The 20,785-nt window shown below is 67.1% G+C and carries 24 protein-coding genes and 1 tRNA gene; 5 read left to right on the forward strand and 20 right to left on the reverse strand.

Annotation, left to right across the window (positions count from 1 at the left end):
* Position 1: 1 nt before the first annotated feature.
* The 4 genes from HALKA_RS0111430 to HALKA_RS0111445 all read right to left on the reverse strand — a co-directional run bounded on the left by HALKA_RS0111430 (position 2) and on the right by HALKA_RS0111445 (position 1,598).
* A complete protein-coding gene (locus HALKA_RS0111430) occupies positions 2 to 835 on the reverse strand; it encodes a translation initiation factor IF-2 subunit alpha (protein WP_015763827.1) in 834 nt (277 codons plus the stop codon).
* Entirely contained in the window at positions 832 to 1,005 is a 174-nt protein-coding gene (locus tag HALKA_RS0111435; protein WP_015763826.1) for a 30S ribosomal protein S27e, read from the reverse strand. The genes HALKA_RS0111430 and HALKA_RS0111435 overlap by 4 nt, the downstream gene beginning before the upstream one ends.
* Positions 1,006 to 1,009: 4 nt before the next feature.
* A complete protein-coding gene (locus HALKA_RS0111440) occupies positions 1,010 to 1,294 on the reverse strand; it encodes a 50S ribosomal protein L44e (protein WP_015763825.1) in 285 nt (94 codons plus the stop codon).
* Positions 1,295 to 1,370: 76 nt separating this feature from the next.
* Positions 1,371 to 1,598 (reverse strand): hypothetical protein, encoded by a 228-nt coding sequence (locus tag HALKA_RS0111445; protein WP_018258122.1) that lies wholly within the window; start codon positions 1,596 to 1,598, stop codon positions 1,371 to 1,373.
* A 176-nt stretch (positions 1,599 to 1,774) separates the two neighbouring features.
* Here HALKA_RS0111445 and HALKA_RS0111450 point away from each other — a divergent pair, with 176 nt between their 5' ends.
* Together HALKA_RS0111450 and HALKA_RS0111455 are read left to right on the forward strand one after the other, a co-directional pair.
* Positions 1,775 to 2,035, forward strand: a complete 261-nt coding sequence (locus HALKA_RS0111450) for an HAH_0734 family protein (RefSeq protein WP_015763823.1) — start codon at positions 1,775 to 1,777, stop codon at positions 2,033 to 2,035.
* A gap of 151 nt (positions 2,036 to 2,186) precedes the next feature.
* Entirely contained in the window at positions 2,187 to 2,858 is a 672-nt protein-coding gene (locus HALKA_RS0111455; protein WP_018258123.1) for a ribonuclease HI family protein, read from the forward strand.
* A gap of 56 nt (positions 2,859 to 2,914) precedes the next feature.
* Here HALKA_RS0111455 and HALKA_RS0111460 read toward each other — a convergent pair whose 3' ends face one another.
* Entirely contained in the window at positions 2,915 to 5,299 is a 2,385-nt protein-coding gene (locus HALKA_RS0111460) for a DUF2298 domain-containing protein (RefSeq protein ID WP_018258124.1), read from the reverse strand.
* A gap of 102 nt (positions 5,300 to 5,401) precedes the next feature.
* Here HALKA_RS0111460 and HALKA_RS0111465 point away from each other — a divergent pair, with 102 nt between their 5' ends.
* The 3 genes from HALKA_RS0111465 (at position 5,402) to HALKA_RS0111475 (ending at position 6,772) form a co-directional block, all read left to right on the forward strand.
* A complete protein-coding gene (locus HALKA_RS0111465) occupies positions 5,402 to 6,169 on the forward strand; it encodes a glycosyltransferase (RefSeq protein ID WP_018258125.1) in 768 nt (255 codons plus the stop codon).
* A complete protein-coding gene (locus HALKA_RS0111470) occupies positions 6,162 to 6,623 on the forward strand; it encodes a GtrA family protein (RefSeq protein ID WP_018258126.1) in 462 nt (153 codons plus the stop codon). Before HALKA_RS0111465 ends, HALKA_RS0111470 begins: the two co-directional genes overlap by 8 nt.
* 74 nt (positions 6,624 to 6,697) lie before the next feature.
* A tRNA-Met gene (locus HALKA_RS0111475) sits at positions 6,698 to 6,772 on the forward strand.
* Positions 6,773 to 7,381: 609 nt separating this feature from the next.
* Here the strand turns inward: HALKA_RS0111475 and hpt are convergent.
* The 15 genes from hpt to HALKA_RS0111555 all read right to left on the reverse strand — a co-directional run bounded on the left by hpt (position 7,382) and on the right by HALKA_RS0111555 (position 20,667).
* The gene (gene hpt, locus HALKA_RS0111485) at positions 7,382 to 7,951 is read right to left on the reverse strand and encodes a hypoxanthine/guanine phosphoribosyltransferase (protein ID WP_015763818.1); all 570 of its coding nucleotides are present in this window, start codon (positions 7,949 to 7,951) and stop codon (positions 7,382 to 7,384) included.
* 36 nt (positions 7,952 to 7,987) lie between these two features.
* A complete protein-coding gene (locus HALKA_RS0111490) occupies positions 7,988 to 9,850 on the reverse strand; it encodes a hypothetical protein (RefSeq protein ID WP_018258127.1) in 1,863 nt (620 codons plus the stop codon).
* Positions 9,847 to 10,335: a hypothetical protein gene (locus HALKA_RS0111495; RefSeq protein ID WP_018258128.1), complete on the reverse strand. Its 489-nt coding sequence runs from the start codon at positions 10,333 to 10,335 to the stop codon at positions 9,847 to 9,849. Before HALKA_RS0111495 ends, HALKA_RS0111490 begins: the two co-directional genes overlap by 4 nt.
* A 101-nt stretch (positions 10,336 to 10,436) precedes the next feature.
* Positions 10,437 to 10,895 (reverse strand): type IV pilin domain-containing protein, encoded by a 459-nt coding sequence (locus tag HALKA_RS0111500; RefSeq protein ID WP_018258129.1) that lies wholly within the window; start codon positions 10,893 to 10,895, stop codon positions 10,437 to 10,439.
* Between the two features lie 344 nt (positions 10,896 to 11,239).
* Positions 11,240 to 11,833, reverse strand: a complete 594-nt coding sequence (locus HALKA_RS0111505) for a DUF7344 domain-containing protein (protein ID WP_018258130.1) — start codon at positions 11,831 to 11,833, stop codon at positions 11,240 to 11,242.
* Positions 11,834 to 11,971: 138 nt separating this feature from the next.
* Positions 11,972 to 12,460: a type IV pilin domain-containing protein gene (locus HALKA_RS0111510; protein ID WP_018258131.1), complete on the reverse strand. Its 489-nt coding sequence runs from the start codon at positions 12,458 to 12,460 to the stop codon at positions 11,972 to 11,974.
* A gap of 283 nt (positions 12,461 to 12,743) precedes the next feature.
* Complete coding sequence (locus tag HALKA_RS0111515) at positions 12,744 to 14,510, reverse strand: Na(+)/H(+) antiporter subunit D (RefSeq protein ID WP_018258132.1); 1,767 nt, start codon at positions 14,508 to 14,510, stop codon at positions 12,744 to 12,746.
* The gene (locus HALKA_RS0111520) at positions 14,510 to 16,210 is read right to left on the reverse strand and encodes a cation:proton antiporter (protein WP_018258133.1); all 1,701 of its coding nucleotides are present in this window, start codon (positions 16,208 to 16,210) and stop codon (positions 14,510 to 14,512) included. The genes HALKA_RS0111515 and HALKA_RS0111520 overlap by 1 nt, the downstream gene beginning before the upstream one ends.
* Complete coding sequence (locus HALKA_RS0111525; protein ID WP_026190283.1) at positions 16,207 to 17,703, reverse strand: monovalent cation/H+ antiporter subunit D family protein; 1,497 nt, start codon at positions 17,701 to 17,703, stop codon at positions 16,207 to 16,209. Before HALKA_RS0111525 ends, HALKA_RS0111520 begins: the two co-directional genes overlap by 4 nt.
* Positions 17,696 to 18,052 carry a cation:proton antiporter subunit C gene (locus tag HALKA_RS0111530; RefSeq protein WP_018258135.1) on the reverse strand — a complete coding sequence of 119 codons (357 nt, stop codon included), beginning with the start codon at positions 18,050 to 18,052 and terminating at the stop codon, positions 17,696 to 17,698. Before HALKA_RS0111530 ends, HALKA_RS0111525 begins: the two co-directional genes overlap by 8 nt.
* Entirely contained in the window at positions 18,049 to 18,513 is a 465-nt protein-coding gene (locus HALKA_RS0111535; protein WP_018258136.1) for a Na(+)/H(+) antiporter subunit B, read from the reverse strand. Before HALKA_RS0111535 ends, HALKA_RS0111530 begins: the two co-directional genes overlap by 4 nt.
* Positions 18,510 to 19,046 carry a DUF4040 domain-containing protein gene (locus HALKA_RS0111540; RefSeq protein WP_018258137.1) on the reverse strand — a complete coding sequence of 179 codons (537 nt, stop codon included), beginning with the start codon at positions 19,044 to 19,046 and terminating at the stop codon, positions 18,510 to 18,512. Before HALKA_RS0111540 ends, HALKA_RS0111535 begins: the two co-directional genes overlap by 4 nt.
* Positions 19,030 to 19,365, reverse strand: coding sequence for a monovalent cation/H(+) antiporter subunit G (mnhG, locus tag HALKA_RS0111545; protein ID WP_018258138.1), 336 nt, complete (start codon positions 19,363 to 19,365; stop codon positions 19,030 to 19,032). The genes HALKA_RS0111540 and mnhG overlap by 17 nt, the downstream gene beginning before the upstream one ends.
* Positions 19,365 to 19,640, reverse strand: a complete 276-nt coding sequence (locus HALKA_RS0111550; RefSeq protein WP_018258139.1) for a cation:proton antiporter — start codon at positions 19,638 to 19,640, stop codon at positions 19,365 to 19,367. Before HALKA_RS0111550 ends, mnhG begins: the two co-directional genes overlap by 1 nt.
* Positions 19,633 to 20,667, reverse strand: coding sequence for a monovalent cation/H+ antiporter subunit E (locus HALKA_RS0111555; RefSeq protein WP_018258140.1), 1,035 nt, complete (start codon positions 20,665 to 20,667; stop codon positions 19,633 to 19,635). Before HALKA_RS0111555 ends, HALKA_RS0111550 begins: the two co-directional genes overlap by 8 nt.
* Between the last annotated feature and the right edge of the window lie 118 nt (positions 20,668 to 20,785).

Here is a 20,785-nt window from a genome sequence, read left to right on the forward strand (position 1 = left end):
CTTACTCTTCGTCTTCGTTGCGCTCGCGGTGGAACTCGCCGGTGCCACCGTGTTCGACGACGACCGCGCGGGCACGGTCGGCGCTGGCTTCGAGCTCGGATTCGGCGCGCTTGTAGTCGGGAGCCCGGACCTTGATCCGGTACTCGGGCGCACCGACGTAGGTCACTTCGAGTTCGACCTCCTCGGGCACGTCGGCGTCTGCATCCGCGCCGTCGGGAAGTGCGTCGGCGTCGCCCTCGGCGGCCTGGAGCGCCTGCTTGATGAGCTCGACGCCGTCACTGCCGGGACAGGTCAGGTCGACGTAGCCGGTCACGTCGACGTAGGGCACCGAGACGTTCTCGCGTGCGGTCTCGACGACGGCGTCGATCTCGTCCTCGGAGAGGTCCGTCTCGTCGAGGGCCTCCGTCCCGTGGATCGCCGCGGCCTCGAAGCCGTCGTACAGCGAGCCGAAGTCGGCGAGCAGTTCGTTCGCGACGGCGGCGTACTGCTCGTCGGCGAGATCCTCGCCGAAGGCCAGCTCCATCCAGTTGTCGGCCTTCTGCTCGTTTTTCCACTCCTGGATCTTCTCTTTGCGCTGGTGGTCGTTGACGTCCTTGATCGAGAGGTTGATCTGCTGGGCGTCCTCGTCGATCTCCAGCACCTTCACGACGACAGTCTGGCCCTCGTTGACGTGGTCGCGGACGTTCTTGATCCAGCCGCTGGCGACCTCGCTGATGTGACAGAGGCCGCGCTTGTCCTCGTACTCTTCGAGGTCGACGAAGACGCCGAAGTCCTCGATCTCGTCGATCTTGCCGACGGCGAGTTCGCCGGATTCGGGCCAGCCGCTGTACTTCATCGCTGTTCGACCGTTTCGAGGACCGCACCCTCGATGGTCGCCTTGCCGCCGGTCGGGCGGGCGAGCGTGTGCCCACAGACCGCGCAGGCGACTTCGGTGGCGGCCTTGCTGAAGACCGTCTGTTCGTTCTCACAGTCCGGACATTCGACGGAGAGGAAGCTTCCTGCCATCGTTCTAGTCCTGGAACTCCAGTCGGCCGGCTCGCCATCCCTCGCGGAGGTGGGCCTTGCCACAGTCGCTACAGCGGTACTTGAGGTTCGTCTTCTTGGTGGGCTTGTCCCCACCGGGCACCTTCGAGAACTTCCCGGAGTTCCCGATCCCCTTGGAGTTGCGGTCGGCCTGACGGCCGCCGATCTGGGTCATGCCCGACGTGCGGCCGGAACGGACCTTCTCGACCTCGTGTTCGTTGTGCTCGTTACAGTGCGGACAGTACGTGTTAAATCGGCGTGGCATCTGCATAGATATCGACCTTACGGCGAGGTTACACAGCGGTGCTTAAAACCCCGACGGTTCGGTCCCGACCACGCCGACGGTGTCAGGACAGCAACTCGACGAGCCCGGCGAGGAGTCCCGGGACCACCATCACCGCGAGGCCGGCGACGACGAGTCCGCCGGGCAGGAGGACCAGACCCGAACTGGTCAGCAGCCACAGTGCCAGACCCAGCACCACGATCGCCAGGCCGAGCAGGCGGAGGCCCCACACGACCGTCCGCCCGACGCCCGTCCCCGTCTCCGTGTCACGTCGTCCGAACACCTCGTCCATGCCCGAAGCGATGTCGTCCCATCGACAAAACTGCTGTGGCCGTTCGAGAGCCGTCCGCGACGGTCGGGCACTCGGCCCCGTGGCCGGCCCGCTCACGCCCCGCGTCGCTCGGTCACGACGGCAGATTCGCGCTCCGCACCGTAGAAGCTAAGTGCGCTGTCGGCAAAGGCCGGCGCATGAAGAAGCTCATTATCCACGGGGATCCGGGAATCCGGAAGGGTGCCACCATCGAGTACGACGGCGAGGAGTACGTCTGCTTCGCGATCGCCCGTCAGGGCGACTGGCACGGGCCGGACGAACCGCAGCTGTGGTGTACGATCGGCAAACCCGAGGAGCGCGAACGGTTCATGCGCCGCGAGTTCGTCGCGATGCACCTCGACACCGAAGACGTCGACGCCGGTGCGGTCGGCGTCGTCGAGCCACGCGGCGACGCCTGATCCTGCTGGCGGTCTGTTTCGTCTTCTCTGCTGTCACTGCCGGACGCCGGTCCCTCGTAGCGACGGCTCTCGACCGTCGAAGAGCCCACCGACATCGATAGGTGGCTACGGCCCCGACGCCGCGTATGGAACGGTCGCGACGACAGCGGCGGTGGTCACGGTGACGGCGGCCCGTGATCTCCCGTCGGAGTCACTGTCACCGCTCGCCGAGCGCGTCGAGCGCGTCCTGGCCGCGTACGACTACGAGGTGTCGGCAGCGATCGACGCGATCGACGCGGCGGTCCCCGGCGTCGGCGGACTGTTCGAACCGGGAACCGAGCCGGCGGAGCTGCGAGCGGCGATCGAACGCGTGCTGGCGGCCGACGACCACGAGACACGGGTCGATCGCGACCTGGCCGGCGAGACGGCGATTCTCTACGTCGACGGCAGCTCCCGCGGGAACCCGGGGCCGGCGGGCGCTGGTGCCGTCGTGCAGGGCGAGGGCGGCGAGTCGCTGCTCCGTCTCGCGCGGCCGGTCGGCTCGCGGACGGACAACAACACCGCCGAGTACGCCTCGCTCGCGCTCGGGCTGGCACGCCTGCTGGCGCAGTTCGAGCCCGCACGGATCGAGGTCAGGATCGACTCGCGGACGGTCATCCGGAGCGTCTGGGAGGAGCGGGCCGATCCCGGTGCCCAGTTCCGCGAGTACCGGGCGGCCGTCGTCGCGCTACTCGAACGGGCACCGGACGACGACTGGCGACACCTCGCGGACAGCGATCCGAACCCCGCCGACGCGCTGGCGACGGTCGGGGCCGACATCGCCGCGCTGGGTCCCGGTGGCTGACGCTCGCGACCCGCGACCGGGACCGTCGAAACGGGGCACACGCCGCTTGTGGCGGGCTATGACGACTCTCCCTCACTGTCGTCGGCGACCCGGTAGATCGTCACACCGTCGAACTCCTCGACCGGCTCGACGCCCGACGCTCCGTCGACGGTGATCTGGTCGTAGGTGGCCCGCTCGACCGGGCCGACGTAGACGTACCGCACGTCGTAGCGTTCGAGCAGCGCGGCCTGCTCCTCGGGCTCGCTGGTGTAGATCGTCCGCACGTCCCTCAGTCGCTCCTGATACGGCTCGTCCCCGCGGTACTGAGCCTCGTGGAACCACCCGAGGACGGTCGGGAGCCCGGTCAGACTGGCCGGCGCACTCGACCCCTCGCCGTCCGAGGCGTCCCAGGTGTATCCGCCCGGTGCCGCCGTGACGAGGACCGGTCGCCCGGATCGATCGTCGAGCCAGTGGATCGCGGCGGCCTCCTCGGGATACTCCGAGTCGAGGTAGGCGAGCCCGTCCAGCGTCGGGTCCGAGCCGTCGAACGCGGTCGTCGCCGCCAGCGGCGCGTACAGCCCGGCACCGACGACGAGGACGGCGAGGGCGACGCGGGGCAGCGCCGACCGGGCCCGGTCGAGTGTGTCCTCCGAGACGGTGGCGGAGTTCGTGAACACCCACGCCAGCGCCGGCCCGAGGGCGAGACTCCACAGCACCCACACCTGCATCGACACCTTGAACATCGTGTTCATCCGTCCGGTCGACTCCTTGAGGTAGACGAACTCGATCAGCGTCACGAGCCCGATGCCGGCGACGATCAGCACCGTCTCGAAGCCGGCGCTGGCCGCGCCGCCGTCCGAGCGTGCGCGGTCCGTGTCGCCAGCGGCTGAGGCGGTACTCGGCGTCGTGCCGGGCCGTCGCGCGAGGGCCCAGCACGCGCCCACAAGCGGAACGAACAGGCCGAGTGCGGCGAGATCGAGGACCGCGAAGCCGGCGATCGCGACGGCGGAGCCGATCGTCGCGGTGGTCGCCCGCTCGCCGAATCGCTGCCGGCCGCGAGCCGCGAGGTACGCGAGGAAGGTGGCCAGAAAGAGCCCGTGGACGAGCAGGAGTTCGGTGAGCGAGGATCGGTCCGGCAGGACGGCGATCTCGCGCCCGCTGGCCGGCCCGAGCCAGAACGGCAGCGACCAGAGCAAACCCAGCGCGACGACGGCGACGGCGACGCCCAGCCCGACGGCGAGGCGCGACCCCTCCCGCCAGAGGGCTGTTTCGGGGAGCCGGTCGGCGAGCGGTTCGGGCAGCAGTGACCGTGCGTCGGCCGGCGCGAGGGCGACTGTCAGCAGCGCCAGCCCCGCCGGCGTCGGGAACGACCAGGTGTTCGTGACCGCCAGGAGACCGGCGACCGGCGGGAGGACGCCGACCACGAGCAGCCGACGGCGCGCCACCTCGCGGGCGGGCGTCCGGTAGTAGGCCAGACAGACCGCCGCGGCGAAGACGAGAAACGCGGTACTCATCATGTGGGCGTGCATGTCCCCGTTGAACCACGAGAAGAAGGGGAACTCGTTGATCGTCGGCGCGGTCGCACCCGGGTCGGCGTCGCCGAACTGGAACGCGAAGTCGCTCCGGTGGTCGGTGATGACGCGGCTCGCGTCGAAGTAGTAGAACTGGCCGAGCCCGTCTGCCAGCCCGTCCCGTTCGATCCCGACGACGCCAGCGAGCCACGCGGACGGGCCGTCGGGCAGGAGTGCGATCACCGCTCGCACCGGCGTCGTGAGGTTGCTCGCGAGCCCGACCGCGAAGACGCTCAGGACGCCGGCCAGCCGACGCGGAATCGCGCGGTCGGCCGCGACGTTGCCGGCGACGCCGTACGCCGCGGTCACGAGCATCGCGTAGAAACCCGCCAGCGAGAGGTTGTAGGCGAACCGTCCCGCGGTACCGGTGATGCGGGTGAGAATCGCCGCGACGAGGTGGCCGCCGTAGTAGTACGCGACCGGCTCACCGGCGAACCACACGTCCTCGGGCGGCAGGGTCTCGGCCCTGACGAGGGACTTCAGGAGGCCGAAATCCAGCATCTTCTCGCCGATCGCCAGCGGGAGCGGCGCGATCACCGGGTCGCTCGCGCCCAGCGGGACCGCGAACGCGCGCATCCCGACCAGGAACAGGAAGGCCGCGCTAAAGACCAGACAGCTCTCGCCGATCCGCCCCGGATCGAGGTCGACGCCACGACTCCCCGCGAGAACGACCAGCCCGACGAGGACGGCGACGCCCAGCCAGATCCCCGCGGTCATCGACAGCCGGCCGACGAAGAAGGTGACCAACCAGACGACGGCGACCGACAGCACGACCGCGACGCCGGAGCCCCCGTCCTCGAAGCGCGGGAACAGCCAGCTCGTGACGACGCTGCCGGCCACCAGTAGGGCGAGATAGAGCGCCAGCCAGAGCGCGACGAGACCGTATTCCATTAGTGGGGACAGCGTCACCACCGATAATACGCTTTTTGCACTGCCCCGTGGCCGGCGGGAATGTCGAACTGTTTTTAGCCGCGGTCTCGATTGCCCGGACGAATGGATCAGTCGGTGGGTATCGTCGTCCCTGCGTTTCGACCGGACGTGGATCGACTGGGCTCGTACGTCAGGACGCTCGACGAGCAGTTGGCTCCGGCACAGATCCGTATCGAACTCGACGATCCGGAACCCGGCGTCACCGAGGGGCTGGCCTCGCTCCCGGCCGCGGTCAACGCCGTCCCCTACCGCCGCGGGAAGGGGGCCGCGATTACCGCCGGCTTCGAGGCGATCGAGACGGACGTTCGCGCGTTCGCCGACGCCGACGGATCGACCGACGCGGCCTCTCTCGCACGCGTCATCGACCGGGTCAGGGCCGGCGAGGCGGACCTGGCGGTCGGTTCTCGCCGTCACCCCGACGCGACCGTCAGCAGCCACCAGACCTTCGCGCGGCGGTTCCTGGGCGACGGCTTCGCCTGGATCGCCGGCCACCTGCTCGACGTGTCGCTGCACGACTACCAGTGTGGCGCGAAGGCGATCACGGCCGAGGGGTGGGAGCACGTGCGCACGCACCTCTACGACGCCGGCTTCGCCTGGGACGTAGAGCTGGTCGCGATCGCCGGTGCGCTGGGACTGACCGTCGCGGAGGTCCCCATCGAGTGGGAGGACAGACCCGGTTCGACGGTCTCGCCGGTGCGAACGTCGCTGAACATGGCGACGGCGCTCTTGCGCGCACGCCACCGGGCGAAGCGGCTGAGCGACAGTCGTCTCCACGCCGCCATCGCCGCGACACGCGAGAAGGGTCCCGCACTGATCGACAACGATGAGTAGCCGCCTCGCACCCCTCCGATCGCTGCTCTCGGGGGTCCGCTTTGGGAAGTTCGCCTCGGTCGGCGCGGTCGGTGCCGCCTTCGACACGACGACGTTCGTCGTCCTCGACCAGTTCGTCGGCGTGTCGACCGCCGTCGCCAACGCCGTCGGCATCGAGATCGCGATTCTCGTGATGTTCGTCGTCAACGACAACTGGACCTTCGCGAGCGAAGGCGAGGACGACCGCCGCTCGCTGGGCGCGCGCCTCGTGCGCTCGCATCTCGTCCGTGCCGGTGGGTCGACGCTGCAGTGGAGCATTCTCTTCGCCGTCCTCGTCGTCTACGAGGTCGGCGTGCCCGTCTCGCTGGGTCCGGTCGACCTCTGGCCGATCTTCGTCAAGGGCGGCGCGATCGGGATCGCCATGTTCGTCAACTACGTCTTCGAGAGCATCTTCACCTGGCGCGTCCACGAGTGAGTGTGCCGCGAGAGGAACCCACAGAGGACGACCGAATCACAACCCTTAATCAGGGGGAGACGATACGAGATAGTAGCGGGATGGGATAGCCAGGAGATTCCGGCGGGCTCATAACCCGTAGATCGGTGGTTCAAATCCACCTCCCGCTATATTTTGCCGCGAGCAAACTCGCGAGCGGAAAATCTTCGCCGAGTGGATTTGTACCCTATTAGTCGCGCGCAGCGAAGCGAGCACGTCTGATTCCGGTTCAAATCCACCTCCCGCTATATTTTACTGACGCCAAACCGAGGAGCGAAGCGACGGGTTCGGCGTCGGTATAGAGAGCACACCGTGGATATGAACTCGGAACGCGAAGCGAACAATCCGCTGTACGGCACCGCCGACAGTATCACGACGGCGAGGCGGATCGTCTACTGAACGCCCTCGACTCGCTCGACGGTTCTGTGCGGGATATCGTCACTCGCGACGCTCGTTCGATAGCGCCCGCGCAGAACCGCCGACCGCGCCTCGCCCGTTCGTCCGCCAGGCCAGCAGACGCGACAGCCACACGCCTCCCCAACCGATTCGCTCCCTCCGGTCGCTCATCCCTCGCGCAAGGTCGTCGCGGCACGGCGGCCGCGACAGCGCGCGCCGCGTCGCTCTGTCCGAGCGACGGAACATCGAAGGACTCGAACGGACGCCTCGGCCCGTCCCGCTCGCGTTTTTCGGCGAGTCGTTCCAGTTCGGTTTCGCCGCGGCCGACAGTGAAGACGGCGCTGTTAGTCGTCGCCGTAGTCGTCGACCACGACGACCTCGCCGTCGACGACGTCGACGTTGATGAGCGTCTTCGCGTGGTAGCCGTCGTCTGCGAGCTTGTTCTCGCCGCCCTCCTTCTTGATGACACAGACGATGTCACAGATGTCCGCGCCGATGTCTTCGAGCGCGCCAGTGAGCGCGGCCAGCGTGCCGCCGGTCGAGAGCACGTCGTCGAGCACGAGCACGCGGTCTCCCTCGTAGACGTCGTTGACGTACATCTCGTTTTCCGAGTAGCCGGTGACCTGCGAGAGCGACACCTCGCCGTCGAGGCCGTACTGACGCTTGCGGACGACGACGAGGGGGATGTCCGTCATCAGCGAGACCGCAGTGGAGATGTGAATGCCCATCGCGGCCGGCGTGACGATCTTGTCGACGTCTTCGAGTTCGGCCTTGCGGATGATCTTGATGACGATCTCGCGGAGCAGTTCGGGACGCAGCATCGGAACGCCGTCGCTGATCGGATGCACGAAGTAGTGGTAGCCGTCCTTCTCGATGATGGGTGCGTCCAACAGCGACTGCTTGAGCTGATCCATGTCGGCGGTACTTCGAGCCGGCACAAAAACCCGTCGTCAACGGAGCGGGATCGCGTCGGCCAGCGTCCGCACCATCGGCAGCGCGTGTGCGCCGCCGAGACCGAAGTACTCGATCGCGGCGAACCCGACGAACGCCGTCGACGACGCGAGCGCCAGCCCGAACAGCGCCGCGCCGATCCGGTCGAAGCACTCGGTCGCGACGGAGACCAACGACCAGCTGCCCAGGGCCAGCGCCACGGCGAGGCCGAGGACGGCGTGGAACTGGAACGCTTCGGCACGGCCCACGTCGAGCGCGACGAGCGCGACGAGGACGAGCTGGCCGCCGATCAGCACGCCAGCGCTCCAACTCCAGAGCACCGTCCGCCAGTGGGCGTCGAGCGCTCGCCCGACCGGTGGGAGCCGCACGGCGAGGCAGACGAGGATGGGAGCGACGGGGAACAGGTACCGAACGGTCACCTGAGCGTGGAGCGGGAGCGAACCGATGTACACGAGCGTGAGCGCAACGGCAGTGAGGGCGAGGAACGCGTCGGCCGACGTGACGCCGTCTGGCAGTGACCGGCGTTCGATCGATCGTTTGATCGCGACGAGACCGGTCGAAGCCGCTACAATCGTCGCGAGGACCGGAGAGGACTCCAGCAGCGTGAGGTTCGCCTCGGGAGTCCCCTCGGCGCGATCGGCGACGTGCTCGATGTACCCGCTCCGAACCAGCGTTCGATACGCGGCTGTCGGGTCCGTCTGTAGTGAGTGGATACCGCGCCGAACGAGTCCGAGGAGTTTCGTCAGTGGCTCTACCGCGGACTGTGCGAGGACGATCCCGACGCGTACGAATCGAGGGAGGTTCGTCGTGTCGCCACCGCTAGACGGGTCTCCCGAGGACAGTTCGCCGGTGAGCGAGATGTCGCTCCCCTGGCCGACGGTCCGGAGCATCCGGGGAACGGTCAGCGGATCGCCGGTGATCAGCGTGTTCGTCACGAACAGCGGGACGAGCGCCAGCAGGAAGACGCCGCCGAGTACGCCCAGAGTCCGCGGGCCGTTGTCTGGGGCCGTCGATACGTCGACGAGCACGAACGGGACGAACAGGACCAGCGCCTCGGGGGCGTGAATCCACGCCAGCAGCGCCAGCAGAACGTAACAGACGGCCCGTGCCTCGAAGGCCCAGTCGCGATCGGCGTCGCGGCTGTAGGCGAGTCCCAGAGCGACCGCCAGTGCGACGGCTGCCGTCACGACGTGACGCTTGGGGACGGTCGCCCAGAATGCCAGCGGCGTCCCAGCGACGACCGCGATGGCGGCGACGAGCCCCCGTCGTCGACCGTCAGTGAACGAAACGAGGCGATACGCGAGCGTGCCGACGAAGGCACCGGCAGTCGCGTGTACCAACTGCAAGGCGAGTAGATGGCGGGGAACGGGGCTGATCGGCTCCACGAGTGCGACGTTGAGCAGGAACACCGCGGCGACGACGCAGCCGCCGCCGACTCGCGCGAGCCGCTCGCGACCGAACTGGCGGCCGGCGAGGAGCACAGTCCCGTACACCAGCAGCGACCACAGCGCCACCAGCGCGACGGGGAAGTCGGCGACGGCCTCGATCCCGCCCAGTGCGTAGAGGACGGGCAGCGAGAGGACGATCACGCCGTAGTTGCGCGAGTACGTCGAACCGCCGTAGAAGTTCGTCCCCGGCGACCGGAGCGAGCCGTACGCCGGCTCCGTCAGCGCGATGTTGCCGTCGGCGACCGCCGCCAGCCCGTTGGCGATCGTGTAGGAGTCGTTGATCAGAAACGCCGTGCGCCACAGCGCCAGAAACAGACAGAGGCTCCCGAGAAAGACGAGTAGCCCGACGCGATCGCCAAAGAGGAACCGGTAGGACAGCCCGCGCAGTCGCGTCGCCCGCTCGCGGTCGATCACTCGATCACCTCCACCGTGATCGAGCGTTCCGCGACGACGCGGCCGCTGTCGTTCGCGCGGACGACCAGCGCCAGCCGGCCGTCGTAGGCCGTCTGATTCACCGTGTCCGGCGCGAACGTGTCGTCGGACATCGACGCCGCGTACGAGCCGACGTTCTCCGTCGAGAGGAAGTGCGTCGTCGACCGGCTGTACCCGCGCTCGTCGATTTCCAGCTTGTAGACGAGCAACGGCCGGCCCTCGACGGCGGCGATCGCCACCGCGGCGTCGGGCACCTGCAGCCTGTACTCGCCGGCTCCGAATCGCCCAGCCGTCAGCGTCGCCCGCTCTGGCAGCGACGCCGACTCGACCGTGACCGATCCGACACCGTACGCGGGCGTCTCGGCGTCGCTCGTCAGATCGACGGCCCCCACGAGCGGCCCGGAGACGAGCGTCGTCACCACGACGAGTCCGACGACTCCCCAGACGACGGTCCGGTCTACGTCCATCGTATCACGGCAGTGTGACACGGGAAATAAAGCTGTCGCGGTCGACGGCGAGACAGCGCCGCCGCTCACCAGTCGAAAAAATCGAAGAAAGGGAACGGTCGTTAAGCGTTCGGGCCGCTGTCAGAGGACAGCGAGGCCGAAGAGTCGCCCTCGTTCGAGACGTAGACGACACTCAGATCCCAGTCTCCGTTGCTCCCGATGTCACTAGATACATACGTCACAGAGTTTCCAGCTGTGACATCTGAGGATGTTCCCAATGAGGACTTGTCTGCCCAAGTTTGGTCAATGTCAGTCGTACCACCAGAACCACCAGTACCGCGGATATACAGCTCGTCGGCCTGAATTGGATCCCCACCTCCGTGGGTGATCTTAACAGATGACGCATCCGAGTCATAGTCGAAACTGAAGCTCGCAGTTGGCGTCGTGTTCGTCTGGTCACCGAGTCCGAGGACGAACGAGGCGATGACGGCTGCCAGGATCACCGTGATGGCGACCATCAGGATGACACCGATGACAGGCGATACCGCGTCGTCGTCGTTGAATAGTTGTTTCAAATCCATGGTTATCACGCACACCCGTCCACAGCGAGCGGGGCATCCCCTGCCCCCCTGCTCGCGGTGGGTGCTACCTCAATCGATACTGCCGGGGGTACTTATACCCTGTCTACGTTTTATCGGTTCAATCACGCGCTGGAACCCTTCAAGAGGGCCTTGGATACCCGATATCGAGGGGTACAGCAATCTTCACCGTTGATAACGGATGTGGCATCGTCGACGGCTCCCTGCGGTGTGATCGCTCCGGACCAGCGTCCTTCTGGCCCGCAAGCCGTCACTCTGTTCTGAGACACACTGCTGATGCTCAGCAGCCTCTTGTTCGAGCGCGCACGCGACGACGCCCGACGGCGTCACTCCTCGTCGGCCTCGCCGTCGCAGTCGTCGACGGCCTCGTCGTACTCCGTGAGCGTCATCGTCCGGCCGGAGACGGTGTGATAGGCCGCTGCGGCGGTGAGGATCGCCGCGAACAGCGTCGCCCACACCAGCGGCGAGACCATCGTGAACGGGAACACGCCGAGCCACAGCGTGGCGATGACCGCCAGACTCACCGCGCCAAAGGAGAGGTAGAACTCCCGCCAGGGGAACTCCCCGCCGGGGACGATCTCCAGGTACACCGTCAGGTCGTCGGTCTGTGGCGTCGTCTGGATCACGCCGTCGTCGGCGTCGTAGGCGACGATGCCGGCGTTGTCCATTTTCGGGAGGTGGGTCTGCTGGAGCGTGGTGTACACGCGCTTTCGCTGGGTCGACGTGACGCTGGTCTGGGGGCAGTCGTACTCCAGGGAGGCGACGTAGTCGGCCAGCTCTCCGAGTTCGACCGGGCCGCCGTGTCGACGGAGGTACTGGATGACGTAGCGCCGCCGCTTGTTCTGGAGCACCTCGAAGATTTCGCCTTTCGAGAGCGTCGAGTGCGTGCCCGTCGCCTGCGTTGCGTCGGCGTTACTCACAGTGTATCCGCCCCCAGCCGGTGCAGTCCCACGCGACCATCCTTTGCACAACTGGAATGTGGGATGATCCTATATAATCGCGGCGGTTGCCCTCTTGATTGACATAACGAGCGAAACCGAGAGAAAAGGCGGCGTCAGTTAGGCGTCGGCCCCGTCCCAGCGACCGAGCGTCGCGGAGTTCCCGCCGTCTGCGGGCTGGTAGGTGACGCGGACGGTCGCGCCGCTGAGGTCGAGGTCCGACACAGAACCACTGAAGTCGTCGTATTTGATTGTATCGGTCGTACCAGCGTTCACGTCTGAACCACTATTGTCCGTGAACAGATTGCCATTGTAGGTTGCATCAGAGCCCCCATCTTTAGCACCGGTGACAGCTGCCTCAATCTCGTTTGCTGGGATAGTTTCACCACCGTTGTGCGTTACTTCGAGAGTGTCACCTTCTGTAATATCGTTTTCAGTGTAGTCGAAGCTGAAGCTGGCTTGCGGTGCGGTGTTGCTGATCTGGTCCCCGAGCCCGAGGACGAACGTTGCGATCACGGCCGCGAGGATCACGGTGATGGCCACCATCAGGATGACACCGATCACCGGGCTCACGGCCTCGTCGTCGTCGAAGAGTGCTTTCACGTCCATATGTTGTCTCCGTGTCGCGCGCCTGTCGGCGGCGGTCCGTCGATGCCGTCGCGACATCTCATCTGAGACACGCCGTCCGGCGGTCACGCGCTTGGCCGGAGATACCCGAGACGGGTAGATAAAGGCTCTTGCGCCAGTATCAAAGCAGAAAATTAGGCCCCGCTTGAGACGGTGTTGTCGGGCTTCAGCGGCGGGTTGGCGACAGAATCAACGAAGATAATGAACGGCAGCGTTCGTCTGTCGGCGGTTCCGTTTCGAGAGGGGGCAGGGCCGAGAGTCGCGGTCAGAACAGCAGGATCAGCCCGACGGTGACGAACAGCGCGAGCACGAGGACGCTGAGTCCGATACCGGCCCGCAGGGTCACGGGACCGTCGTCCTGGCTGTTGGCTCCGAACCGTTCGGCCACCCGTTCGGGGTGGGTCGCGACAGCGGTCGCAGTGGTCGCCGTCCGGACGGCGGCGCGGTCGACCGCGCCGTACAGTCGGATCGTCCCGAGGACGACGCCGCGCGCGCCGTAGAACACCGCCGGGTTGTAGATGCGGTCCAGGTCCGGCACGCGCCCGAGCTTCGAGAGGGGCTTTTTCGTGGCGTAGAACCCGACGAGGCCAAGCACCGCGAGGACGACGCCCTCGACGACGTGGGGGATCGTGTAGGTCGTGTACGGGTGTTCGAGGGTCGCTGCGGTCACGTCGACGGGGAGAATCGAGAACAGCGCCGTGTCGTAGAGCCCGTAGACCACACAGAGGACGGCGACGACGACCATCGCGACGCTCTGGCCGCGGTTGGCGTCTCTCACCTCGCCGTCGTGCTCGCCGTGGAAGAAGGCGTAGTAGCCGAATTTGATGAACGACATGAACGTGCCCACGCCGCCGACCAAGAGGAGCAACTCCAGGCCGGTGTACCCGCCGACGTGGACCAGCGCCTCCTTCTTGAAGTCGTAGTGACTCGCCGAGATGACGATACCCTTGCTGACGAAGCCGTTGAAGCCGGGGAACCCGGCGATCGACAGGGCCGCGACGCTGAACGCGCCGGCCGTGATCGGCATCTCGCGGGCCAGACCGCCCAGCTTCTTCAGGCTCTCCTCGCCGGTCCGGTAGATGACGACCCCGGCAGTCATGAACAGCAGGGCCTTGTAGAGGATGTGGTTGAACACGTGGGCGAAGGCACCGCCGACGCCGAGCACCGATCCGATGCCGACACCGGCGACCATGTAGCCCACCTGTGACTGGATGTGATACGAGAGCAGCCGGCGCATGTCGTTTTGCAGCAGGGCGTAGCAGACGCCGAAGACGGCCATCGCACCGCCCATGTAGGCGATCAGGAGGTGGCCGTCGGGGAACGCGCGATACATTCCGTAGACGCCGGTCTTGGTCGTGAACACGCAGAGGAACACGCTCGCGGCGATGTGGGGGCGCGGGTAGGTGTCCGGCAGCCAGGTGTGCAGGCCCACGAAGCCGACGTTGACGCCGATCCCCAGCGCGGCCAGGATCGCGGCCGGCCCGGCAGCGATTCCCTCGCCGGTAAAGAGGAAGGTCCCCGCCACGCTGTAGTGCCAGAGGATCGCCCCCATCAGGAGGCTGCCACCGAGGCCGTGGAGCAGGGCGTAGCGAAAGCCAGCCCGGACGGCCTTGCCGCCGTAGTGCCAGACCAGCAGCGTGCTGGTGACGGCCATCAGCTCCCAGAAGAAGATGAGGGTGAGCCAGTCACCGGCGAACACCGCGCCGACGCTGGTCGCGACGTAGGAGAGTGCGAAGGCCGTCTGGACTCGCTCGGCGTCGCTGGCCAGCGAATACAGCACCGCCACGGCACCGATGATCCCGAAGATCAGGCCCATCAGCCGCGAGAACTCGTCGACGTTCAGCAAGACGGCGTCGAATCCGAGGAAGGTCACGTCGTGGTAGACGCCGGCCGAGATCGACAGCGACCACGGGACCAGCGCGCCCGTCGCGAGGATCCCCAGTCCGTGGCCGACGCGCCGCGGGAGCACGGCCACCAGCAGCGCGACCGCCAGCAGGACGAACACCGGCGGGACGGTCGCGAGACCGGTCATCAGACCATCACCCCCAGATTGTCGACGACGGTTGTGACGATCTCCAGGAAGACCGCCGTGTTGGGGACGATTCCCAGGACGACTGCCCCGGTCGCCGCCGCCAGGATCGGGCCGAGCATGAACCACGTGCTCTCACCGCCCCGCCAGCCGGCGGCGGTCCAGCCACCCTCGGGCGGCCCGCCGTGGTGGTCGTGGTCCTCGTTGTACTTGCCGAGATGGTCCGTTTCGTAGGGCTCTGGCTCGTCGTCGGTGTGATCGTGGTCGCCGGTCTCGGCCCCGTCTGCCGCTCCGACCGGTTCGCCCCCGTCGGTCTCGACCGCGGTCCGGCCGCCGAAGATCCCTCGAACGAGGGGCTTCTCGTCGTGGTCGTCGGGCGACTCGAAGTACGCCTGGTAGACGACCGGCCAGAAGTAGCCGATGTTGAGCACGCCCGAGAGCAACAGGGCTCCGGCGAAGAACCACCCGCCGCCCTCGATCGCGCCGATCACGATGTACCACTTGCTGACGAAGCCGGCCAGCAGGGGAATGCCGGCCATCCCCGCGCTCGCGACGGCGAACGCGGCCATCGTCAGCGGCATCCGCCGACCGATCCCGGCCATGTCCGAGATGTCGTCCGTGTGCGTCTCGACGTGGATCGCCCCCGCACAGAAAAACAGCGTGAGCTTCATGAACGCGTGGGCGGGGATGTGCAAGAGTCCGCCGATCAGCGCGCTCTCCTTGAGCAAGGCGAGCCCGAGGACGATGTAGGAGAGCTGGCTGATCGTCGAGTACGCGAGCCGGCGCTTCAGGTTGTCGCGGCCCAGCGCGATGATACTCGCGATCAACAGCGTCGCCGTCGCGACGACGGCCAGCGAGAGCCCGACGCCGAGACTCTCGACGGTCTCGGGGCCGAACACGTCGAGGATCACCCGAGCGAGCCCGAAGACGCCGCTCTTGACGACCGCGACGGCGTGGAGCAGTCCCGACACCGGCGTCGGCGCGACCATCGCGTCGGGCAGCCAGGAGTGCATCGGCATCAACGCGGCCTTGACGCCGAAGCCGGTCACCAGCAGCGCGAAGATGGCGCGAGCGATCGCCGGGTCGGTCGTCGCCAGCTCGGCGATCCCGCCGGGCGTGAACGCGGTCGTCCCGGTCGCCCAGAACAGCAGCACCGTCCCGGCGAGCACCGCGATGCCGCCCCCGAAGGTGTACGTGAGGTACTTGCGACCGGCCGCGCGGGCCTCGTCGGTCTCGTCGTGGGTGACCAGCGGGTACGTCGCCACCGTCAGCAGCTCGTAGAAGACGAACAGCGTCAGGAGGTTCGCGGCGAAGGCCACGCCCACGGCGGCAGCGAGGCTGGCGGCGAAAGAGGCGAAGTACCGGGTCTGTGCGTGCTCGTCGAGGCCGCGCATGTAGCCGATGCTGTAGAAGCTCGTCACGATCCACAGCAGACTCGCCAGCAGGCCAAAGAGCAGGCCGAGCGCGTCGACCTCCAGTGCCAGCTCGATGCCGCTGGCGAGGGTAAACAGTGCGTACTCGTAGGTCTCGCCGCCCCAGACGACGCTCGGGACGAGACTCGCGATCAGGCCGAACTTCGTCAGCGCGGCCGCGATCGTCACGCTCTCCCGGAGGGTCCGTCTGCTACTCGTGGCGAAGATCAGCGGAATCGCCAGCAACGACGCCAGAATGGCGAGCACCGGTCGCAGTGAAGGATCGATCATGGGTGTGGGAAAGTACTGACAGTCTGTTCGACGATCTGTTCGACCAGGGGTGCGGTCCCGCCGAGAACGACCGCGAGCAGGGCCGCGGCGACGACGACGGCCACCATTCCCGTCGACACCGCCTCGCGTCCGTTACCGCCGTCCGGCACCGGCGTCGCGTCCGTGGTACTGGCCGAGGGCGGCGCGGTGAAGTACATCCGCTCGAACAGCCGCGCGAAGTACGCGAGCGTCAGCAGCGTACTCGCGAGCAAGACGACGACGAGCGACCACGTGCCCGCCTCGACCGCGCCGACGACGATGTACCACTTGCCGACGAAGCCGACCGCGGGCGGGACGCCGACCATCGCGAACAGGAGCACGGCGATGCCGGCCGCCGTGACGGGTGCGCGCTCGCCGAGTCCCGCATACTCCGCGAGCCGTCGTGCGCCGGTCCGTCGCTCGACGATCCCGGTCGCCGCAAAGAGCCCGCCTTTCATGACGGCGTGGCCCACGAGGTGGACGAGCGCGCCGACGATGGCCGCCTGCGTACCGACGGCGAACCCGGCGATCACCAGCCCGAACTGCGACACCGAGGAGTACGCCAGCATCCGCTGTACGTCCGACTGTGCGACGGCCAGCAGGCTTCCGGCGACGATGCTGACCGCGGCGACGGTCAACAGCGCCGTCTGTGCGATCGGCACGGCGTCGAAGAAGCCGACGGTAAAGACCGAGAACAGCAGGCGTGCCAGCGCGTAGGCCGCGACCGTCGAGACTAGCGCCGCGACGAGCGTGCTCACGGTGTCGTGGGCGTCGGCGTAGGCGTCCGGCTGCCACGTGTGCAGCGGGTAGAGCGCAACCTTGACCGCGAGGCCGCCGATCATCAGCCCGAACGCCGTCAGCACGAGCGTAGAGTCGTAGCCCGCCTCGGCGAGCGTGCCCGCCAGATCGGCCATGTTGAGCGTTCCCGTCGCCGCGAGCAGATAGCCCGCACCGAGCAGGTACAGCGACGCGCCGATCGTCCCGACGATGAGGTACTTCAGCGCGGCCACGGCGGCGCTGGCAGACCGGCCGCTCGCGACGAGGCCGTAGGCGGCCAGCCCCGTGATCTCCAGGAAGACGTAGAGGTTGAACACGTCGCCGGTGGCGGTCATCCCGGAGAGGCCGGCGACCAGCAGCAGGTACTGGGCGTAGAAGCTGTCCGCGTGAGGGCCCGCCCGACGAGCGTACGCGAGCACGCCCAGGGAGACGGCGGCGATCAGGACGAGCACGACCGCCGAGAGCCCGTCGACGACCAGTTCGATCCCGTAGGGGGCGACAAATCCGCCCGGGACGTACGACACCGCGCCGCCGTCGACCACCGTCGTCGCCAGTGCGACGGCGAGGACGGTCTGGCCCAACAGCGTCACCGCGGCGATCGGCCAGCCGAGACGGTCGGCGAACAGTCCGAACAGTAGCGGGAGCGCGCCGCCGACGATCGGCAGCGCGATCACAAGGACAGGAGCGTGTTCAATCATGGTCGAGTTCTCGCAGCACCTCCTCGTCGAGCGTCCCGTACTCCGCGTAGATGCGGACGATCAGCGCGAGCGCGACGGCCGTCAGGCTCACGCCGACGACGATCGCGGTCAGGATCAGCACGTGCGGGAGCGGACTGACGTACGGGCCGCCCCCCTCGTGGACGACGGCCGGACCGGCACCGCTTCGGTAGGCCGCCGTCACGAAAAACAGGAAGATCCCCGTCTGGAAGACGTTCATCCCGATGACTTTCTTCACGAGGTTGCTCGACTCGACGAGCATGTAGACGCCGATCCCGAGCAACGCGACGACCGCGTAGTAGTTGTAGTGTGTCAGGAACGTGTCGATCACGACTCGTCACCTCCGTCGATCGCGTGGCCGAAGCCGGCCGCGATCACGAAAAACAGACCGATGATGACGCTGGCGACGATCCCGCCGATCCCCAGCTCGACGAGCTCGATGCCGTACTTGCTGGCCTTCTCGATGGGGTACCGGTGGTATTCGAGGAACGTGCCACCGAGCAGGATCGATCCGAGCCCGATCCCGGCGAACGTGAGCACGCCAAGCGAGGCGATCGCCACGACGAGCCGACTGTCGAGCCAGTCTCGCGTGGCCTCGATCCCGTAGGCGAACGCCAGCATCATCACGACCGAGCCCGCGATGACGCCGCCCTGGAACCCGCCGCCGGGCGAGTCGGCCCCGTGGAACATGATGAAGAGGCCGAAGGTGAGGATGAAGGGGGTGACGACCCGCACCGTGGTCATGATGACCGTACTCTCGACGTACAGACCGGGCTGTTCGGCGTCGCTCATGCGAAGTCCTCCCGTCGGAGCACCGACAGTGTCGCCACGCCCGCGACGAAGACCACGACGGCCTCGCCGAGCGTGTCCAGTCCGCGATAGCCCGCGAGCACCGCGGTCACGGCATTGTGGACCTCCGTCTGGTCGTAGGCGTTGTCGAGGTAGTACTGGCTCACCTCGCCGTCGACGACCGGATTGTCCGGGCCACCGATGGCCGGGAGCGCCGGGATCGTCGAGGCCATGACGGCGACGAACACGAGGACGACGATCCCCGTCCGGAGGCTGATCGACTCGAAGCGCCGATCCTCGCTGGGTCGCGAGGTGTTGGCCAGCGCCAGCAACAGCAGGATCGTCATGACGCCGGCTCCGACCGCGGCCTCGGTCAGGCCGACGTCGGGTGCCTGCAGGACGATCCAGATGATCGAGACCCCGAGGCTGTAGGCCGCGAAAGCGATCACCGAGGCCAGCACGTCACGCAGCACCGCCGCCCCGAGCGCACAGCCCAGGACGAACACGAGCAAGGCGAGTTCAACTGTCGTCGGCACTGTCAGTCACCTCCGTGTCGTCGGTCGTCCACGGTTCGATGCCCTGGTCGTCGGCAGCGCGGGCGATGGCGTGGGCCGCCGTCGGGTTCGTCAGGAAGATGAACACCAGCAACAGGACGGCCTTGATCGTCGCCAGCTCCGACTGGATCGCGATCGCAGCGCCGGCCAGCGACAGCACGGCGGCCAGCGTGTCGCTCTTGGAGGCCGCGTGGGTGCGGGTGTACACGTCGGGCAGTCGCACCAGTCCGACGGCCGCGACGAGCCCGAAGAAGGCACCGACGACCGCGAGCCCGACGGCGAGCCAGCCCATCGGATCCATCACAGCACACCCCCTTGCTCGACGTTGAACTTCGAGAACGCGATGCTCAGCAGGAAGTTCAACAGCGCGTAGACCAGCGCCACGTCGAGGAACAGCTGGTCGTCGAACGCACCTGCGAGCAACGCGATGGCGATGACGGTATTGGTCCCGACGACGTTGACGGCGGTCACCCGGTCGTGGGGCGTCGGCCCCCGATACACGCGGTAGAGGGCGACGATGGCGAAGCAGACGAACAGCGCCGCGACGCCCTGCAGGGCCGTGGCCAGTTCAATCATCGATTACCTCCCCGTCGTCTCGCTCGGCAGGGCTCGCGATCCGAGCGGCGGCACGGCCGTAGAAGACGAACCGAACGGCCCGTTCGAGCACGCCGTCGAAGAGATCGTCCCGCGCCGACTGGGTCAGCGAGTGGATCGTGAACGATCGCTTTGCCACGTCGACGGTCAGCGTCCCCGGCGTGAGCGTGATGCTGTTTGCCAGCGTCGTCACCGGCGTATCCCCCCAGACGGCCGCCCGGAGGCGCACCATCTTGGGGTCGATCGGCAGCGAGGGGTGTAACACCACGTACGCGACTTCGACGTTGGCCTTTGCGATCTCCCACAGCAGGAAGGGAGCGTACAGCGCGACCCGCAGAGTCTGCCGTGCGAGCCGTCCGAAGGCGGGCTGCTCGCTGAAGGCGACGGGAGCAAGTAGGACCGCGACGATGCCGGCCGTTACGGCTCCGGTCAGTACGTCGAACAGGGACAGCGATCCCAGAAGGAGGTAAAACAGCAGCGACGCGCCGAAGACGACGGCGGCCTTCCGCAGGGTCTCGGCACGCGCGAGTACGGTCCGGCGGGTCTGTCGCTCGACCGGTGCCTCTTCGATCTCGATCTCGCTGCGCGCGAGGTCGGCCTGCAGCGGACGCAACATCGGCGCGGAGCCGCCGGGATCGTACTCCGGATCGAGGACGATCCGGTCGACCCCGTGCGCTGTCGCGTACTCGATGAGCGTCTCGGCGTACTCACCGGGCGAGAAGAGGTACCTGTCGAGGCCGACGATGTCGGTCTCGACGGCGATCCCGTCAGCCTCGCTGCGGTCTTCTTGGGCCCAGGCCTCGACTCGTTCGAGCAGTTCCCTGTCGGCGGCCAGTTCGTCGGGGCCGTCGGGATCGATAGCTCTGCCACTGGCGACGACGACGAAGTGAACGGTCGCTTCCCCGGTTTCGGCCGCGTCACCGGCCGTCTCGATCGCGTACGAGACGGTGTCGCGTAACGTCACCGAGTTGGCGACCGGAACGAGGAACGTTCGTGTGTTTGATGTCACAGTTGTCCAGTCCGAATACGGATCGTTGACGCGTGTTTCGACTCGTTCTGGAGGTGCTTCGGCCCACGCATAACTATTTCGGGATCCAGTTTCGTCTGTCAGTTCGGTGGGACGCACA

The sequence above is a fragment of the Halomicrobium katesii DSM 19301 genome, assembly GCF_000379085.1.
Lineage (GTDB): Archaea > Halobacteriota > Halobacteria > Halobacteriales > Haloarculaceae > Halomicrobium > Halomicrobium katesii.

Coding starts and splice junctions, on each gene's coding strand:
- hpt (WP_015763818.1), bottom strand. CDS start 7,951: ATGGATCAGCTCAAGCAGTCGCTGTTGGACGCACCCATCATCGAGAAG.
- HALKA_RS0111440 (WP_015763825.1), bottom strand. CDS start 1,294: ATGCAGATGCCACGCCGATTTAACACGTACTGTCCGCACTGTAACGAG.
- mnhG (WP_018258138.1), bottom strand. CDS start 19,365: ATGGATCCGATGGGCTGGCTCGCCGTCGGGCTCGCGGTCGTCGGTGCC.
- HALKA_RS0111435 (WP_015763826.1), bottom strand. CDS start 1,005: ATGGCAGGAAGCTTCCTCTCCGTCGAATGTCCGGACTGTGAGAACGAA.
- HALKA_RS0111460 (WP_018258124.1), bottom strand. CDS start 5,299: ATGGAATACGGTCTCGTCGCGCTCTGGCTGGCGCTCTATCTCGCCCTA.
- HALKA_RS0111525 (WP_026190283.1), bottom strand. CDS start 17,703: ATGATTGAACACGCTCCTGTCCTTGTGATCGCGCTGCCGATCGTCGGC.
- HALKA_RS0111550 (WP_018258139.1), bottom strand. CDS start 19,640: ATGATTGAACTGGCCACGGCCCTGCAGGGCGTCGCGGCGCTGTTCGTC.
- HALKA_RS0111495 (WP_018258128.1), bottom strand. CDS start 10,335: ATGGACGTAGACCGGACCGTCGTCTGGGGAGTCGTCGGACTCGTCGTG.
- HALKA_RS0111470 (WP_018258126.1), top strand. CDS start 6,162: ATGAGTAGCCGCCTCGCACCCCTCCGATCGCTGCTCTCGGGGGTCCGC.
- HALKA_RS0111430 (WP_015763827.1), bottom strand. CDS start 835: ATGAAGTACAGCGGCTGGCCCGAATCCGGCGAACTCGCCGTCGGCAAG.
- HALKA_RS0111450 (WP_015763823.1), top strand. CDS start 1,775: ATGAAGAAGCTCATTATCCACGGGGATCCGGGAATCCGGAAGGGTGCC.
- HALKA_RS0111535 (WP_018258136.1), bottom strand. CDS start 18,513: ATGAGCGACGCCGAACAGCCCGGTCTGTACGTCGAGAGTACGGTCATC.
- HALKA_RS0111465 (WP_018258125.1), top strand. CDS start 5,402: ATGGATCAGTCGGTGGGTATCGTCGTCCCTGCGTTTCGACCGGACGTG.
- HALKA_RS0111520 (WP_018258133.1), bottom strand. CDS start 16,210: ATGATCGATCCTTCACTGCGACCGGTGCTCGCCATTCTGGCGTCGTTG.
- HALKA_RS0111515 (WP_018258132.1), bottom strand. CDS start 14,510: ATGACCGGTCTCGCGACCGTCCCGCCGGTGTTCGTCCTGCTGGCGGTC.
- HALKA_RS0111510 (WP_018258131.1), bottom strand. CDS start 12,460: ATGGACGTGAAAGCACTCTTCGACGACGACGAGGCCGTGAGCCCGGTG.
- HALKA_RS0111445 (WP_018258122.1), bottom strand. CDS start 1,598: ATGGACGAGGTGTTCGGACGACGTGACACGGAGACGGGGACGGGCGTC.
- HALKA_RS0111500 (WP_018258129.1), bottom strand. CDS start 10,895: ATGGATTTGAAACAACTATTCAACGACGACGACGCGGTATCGCCTGTC.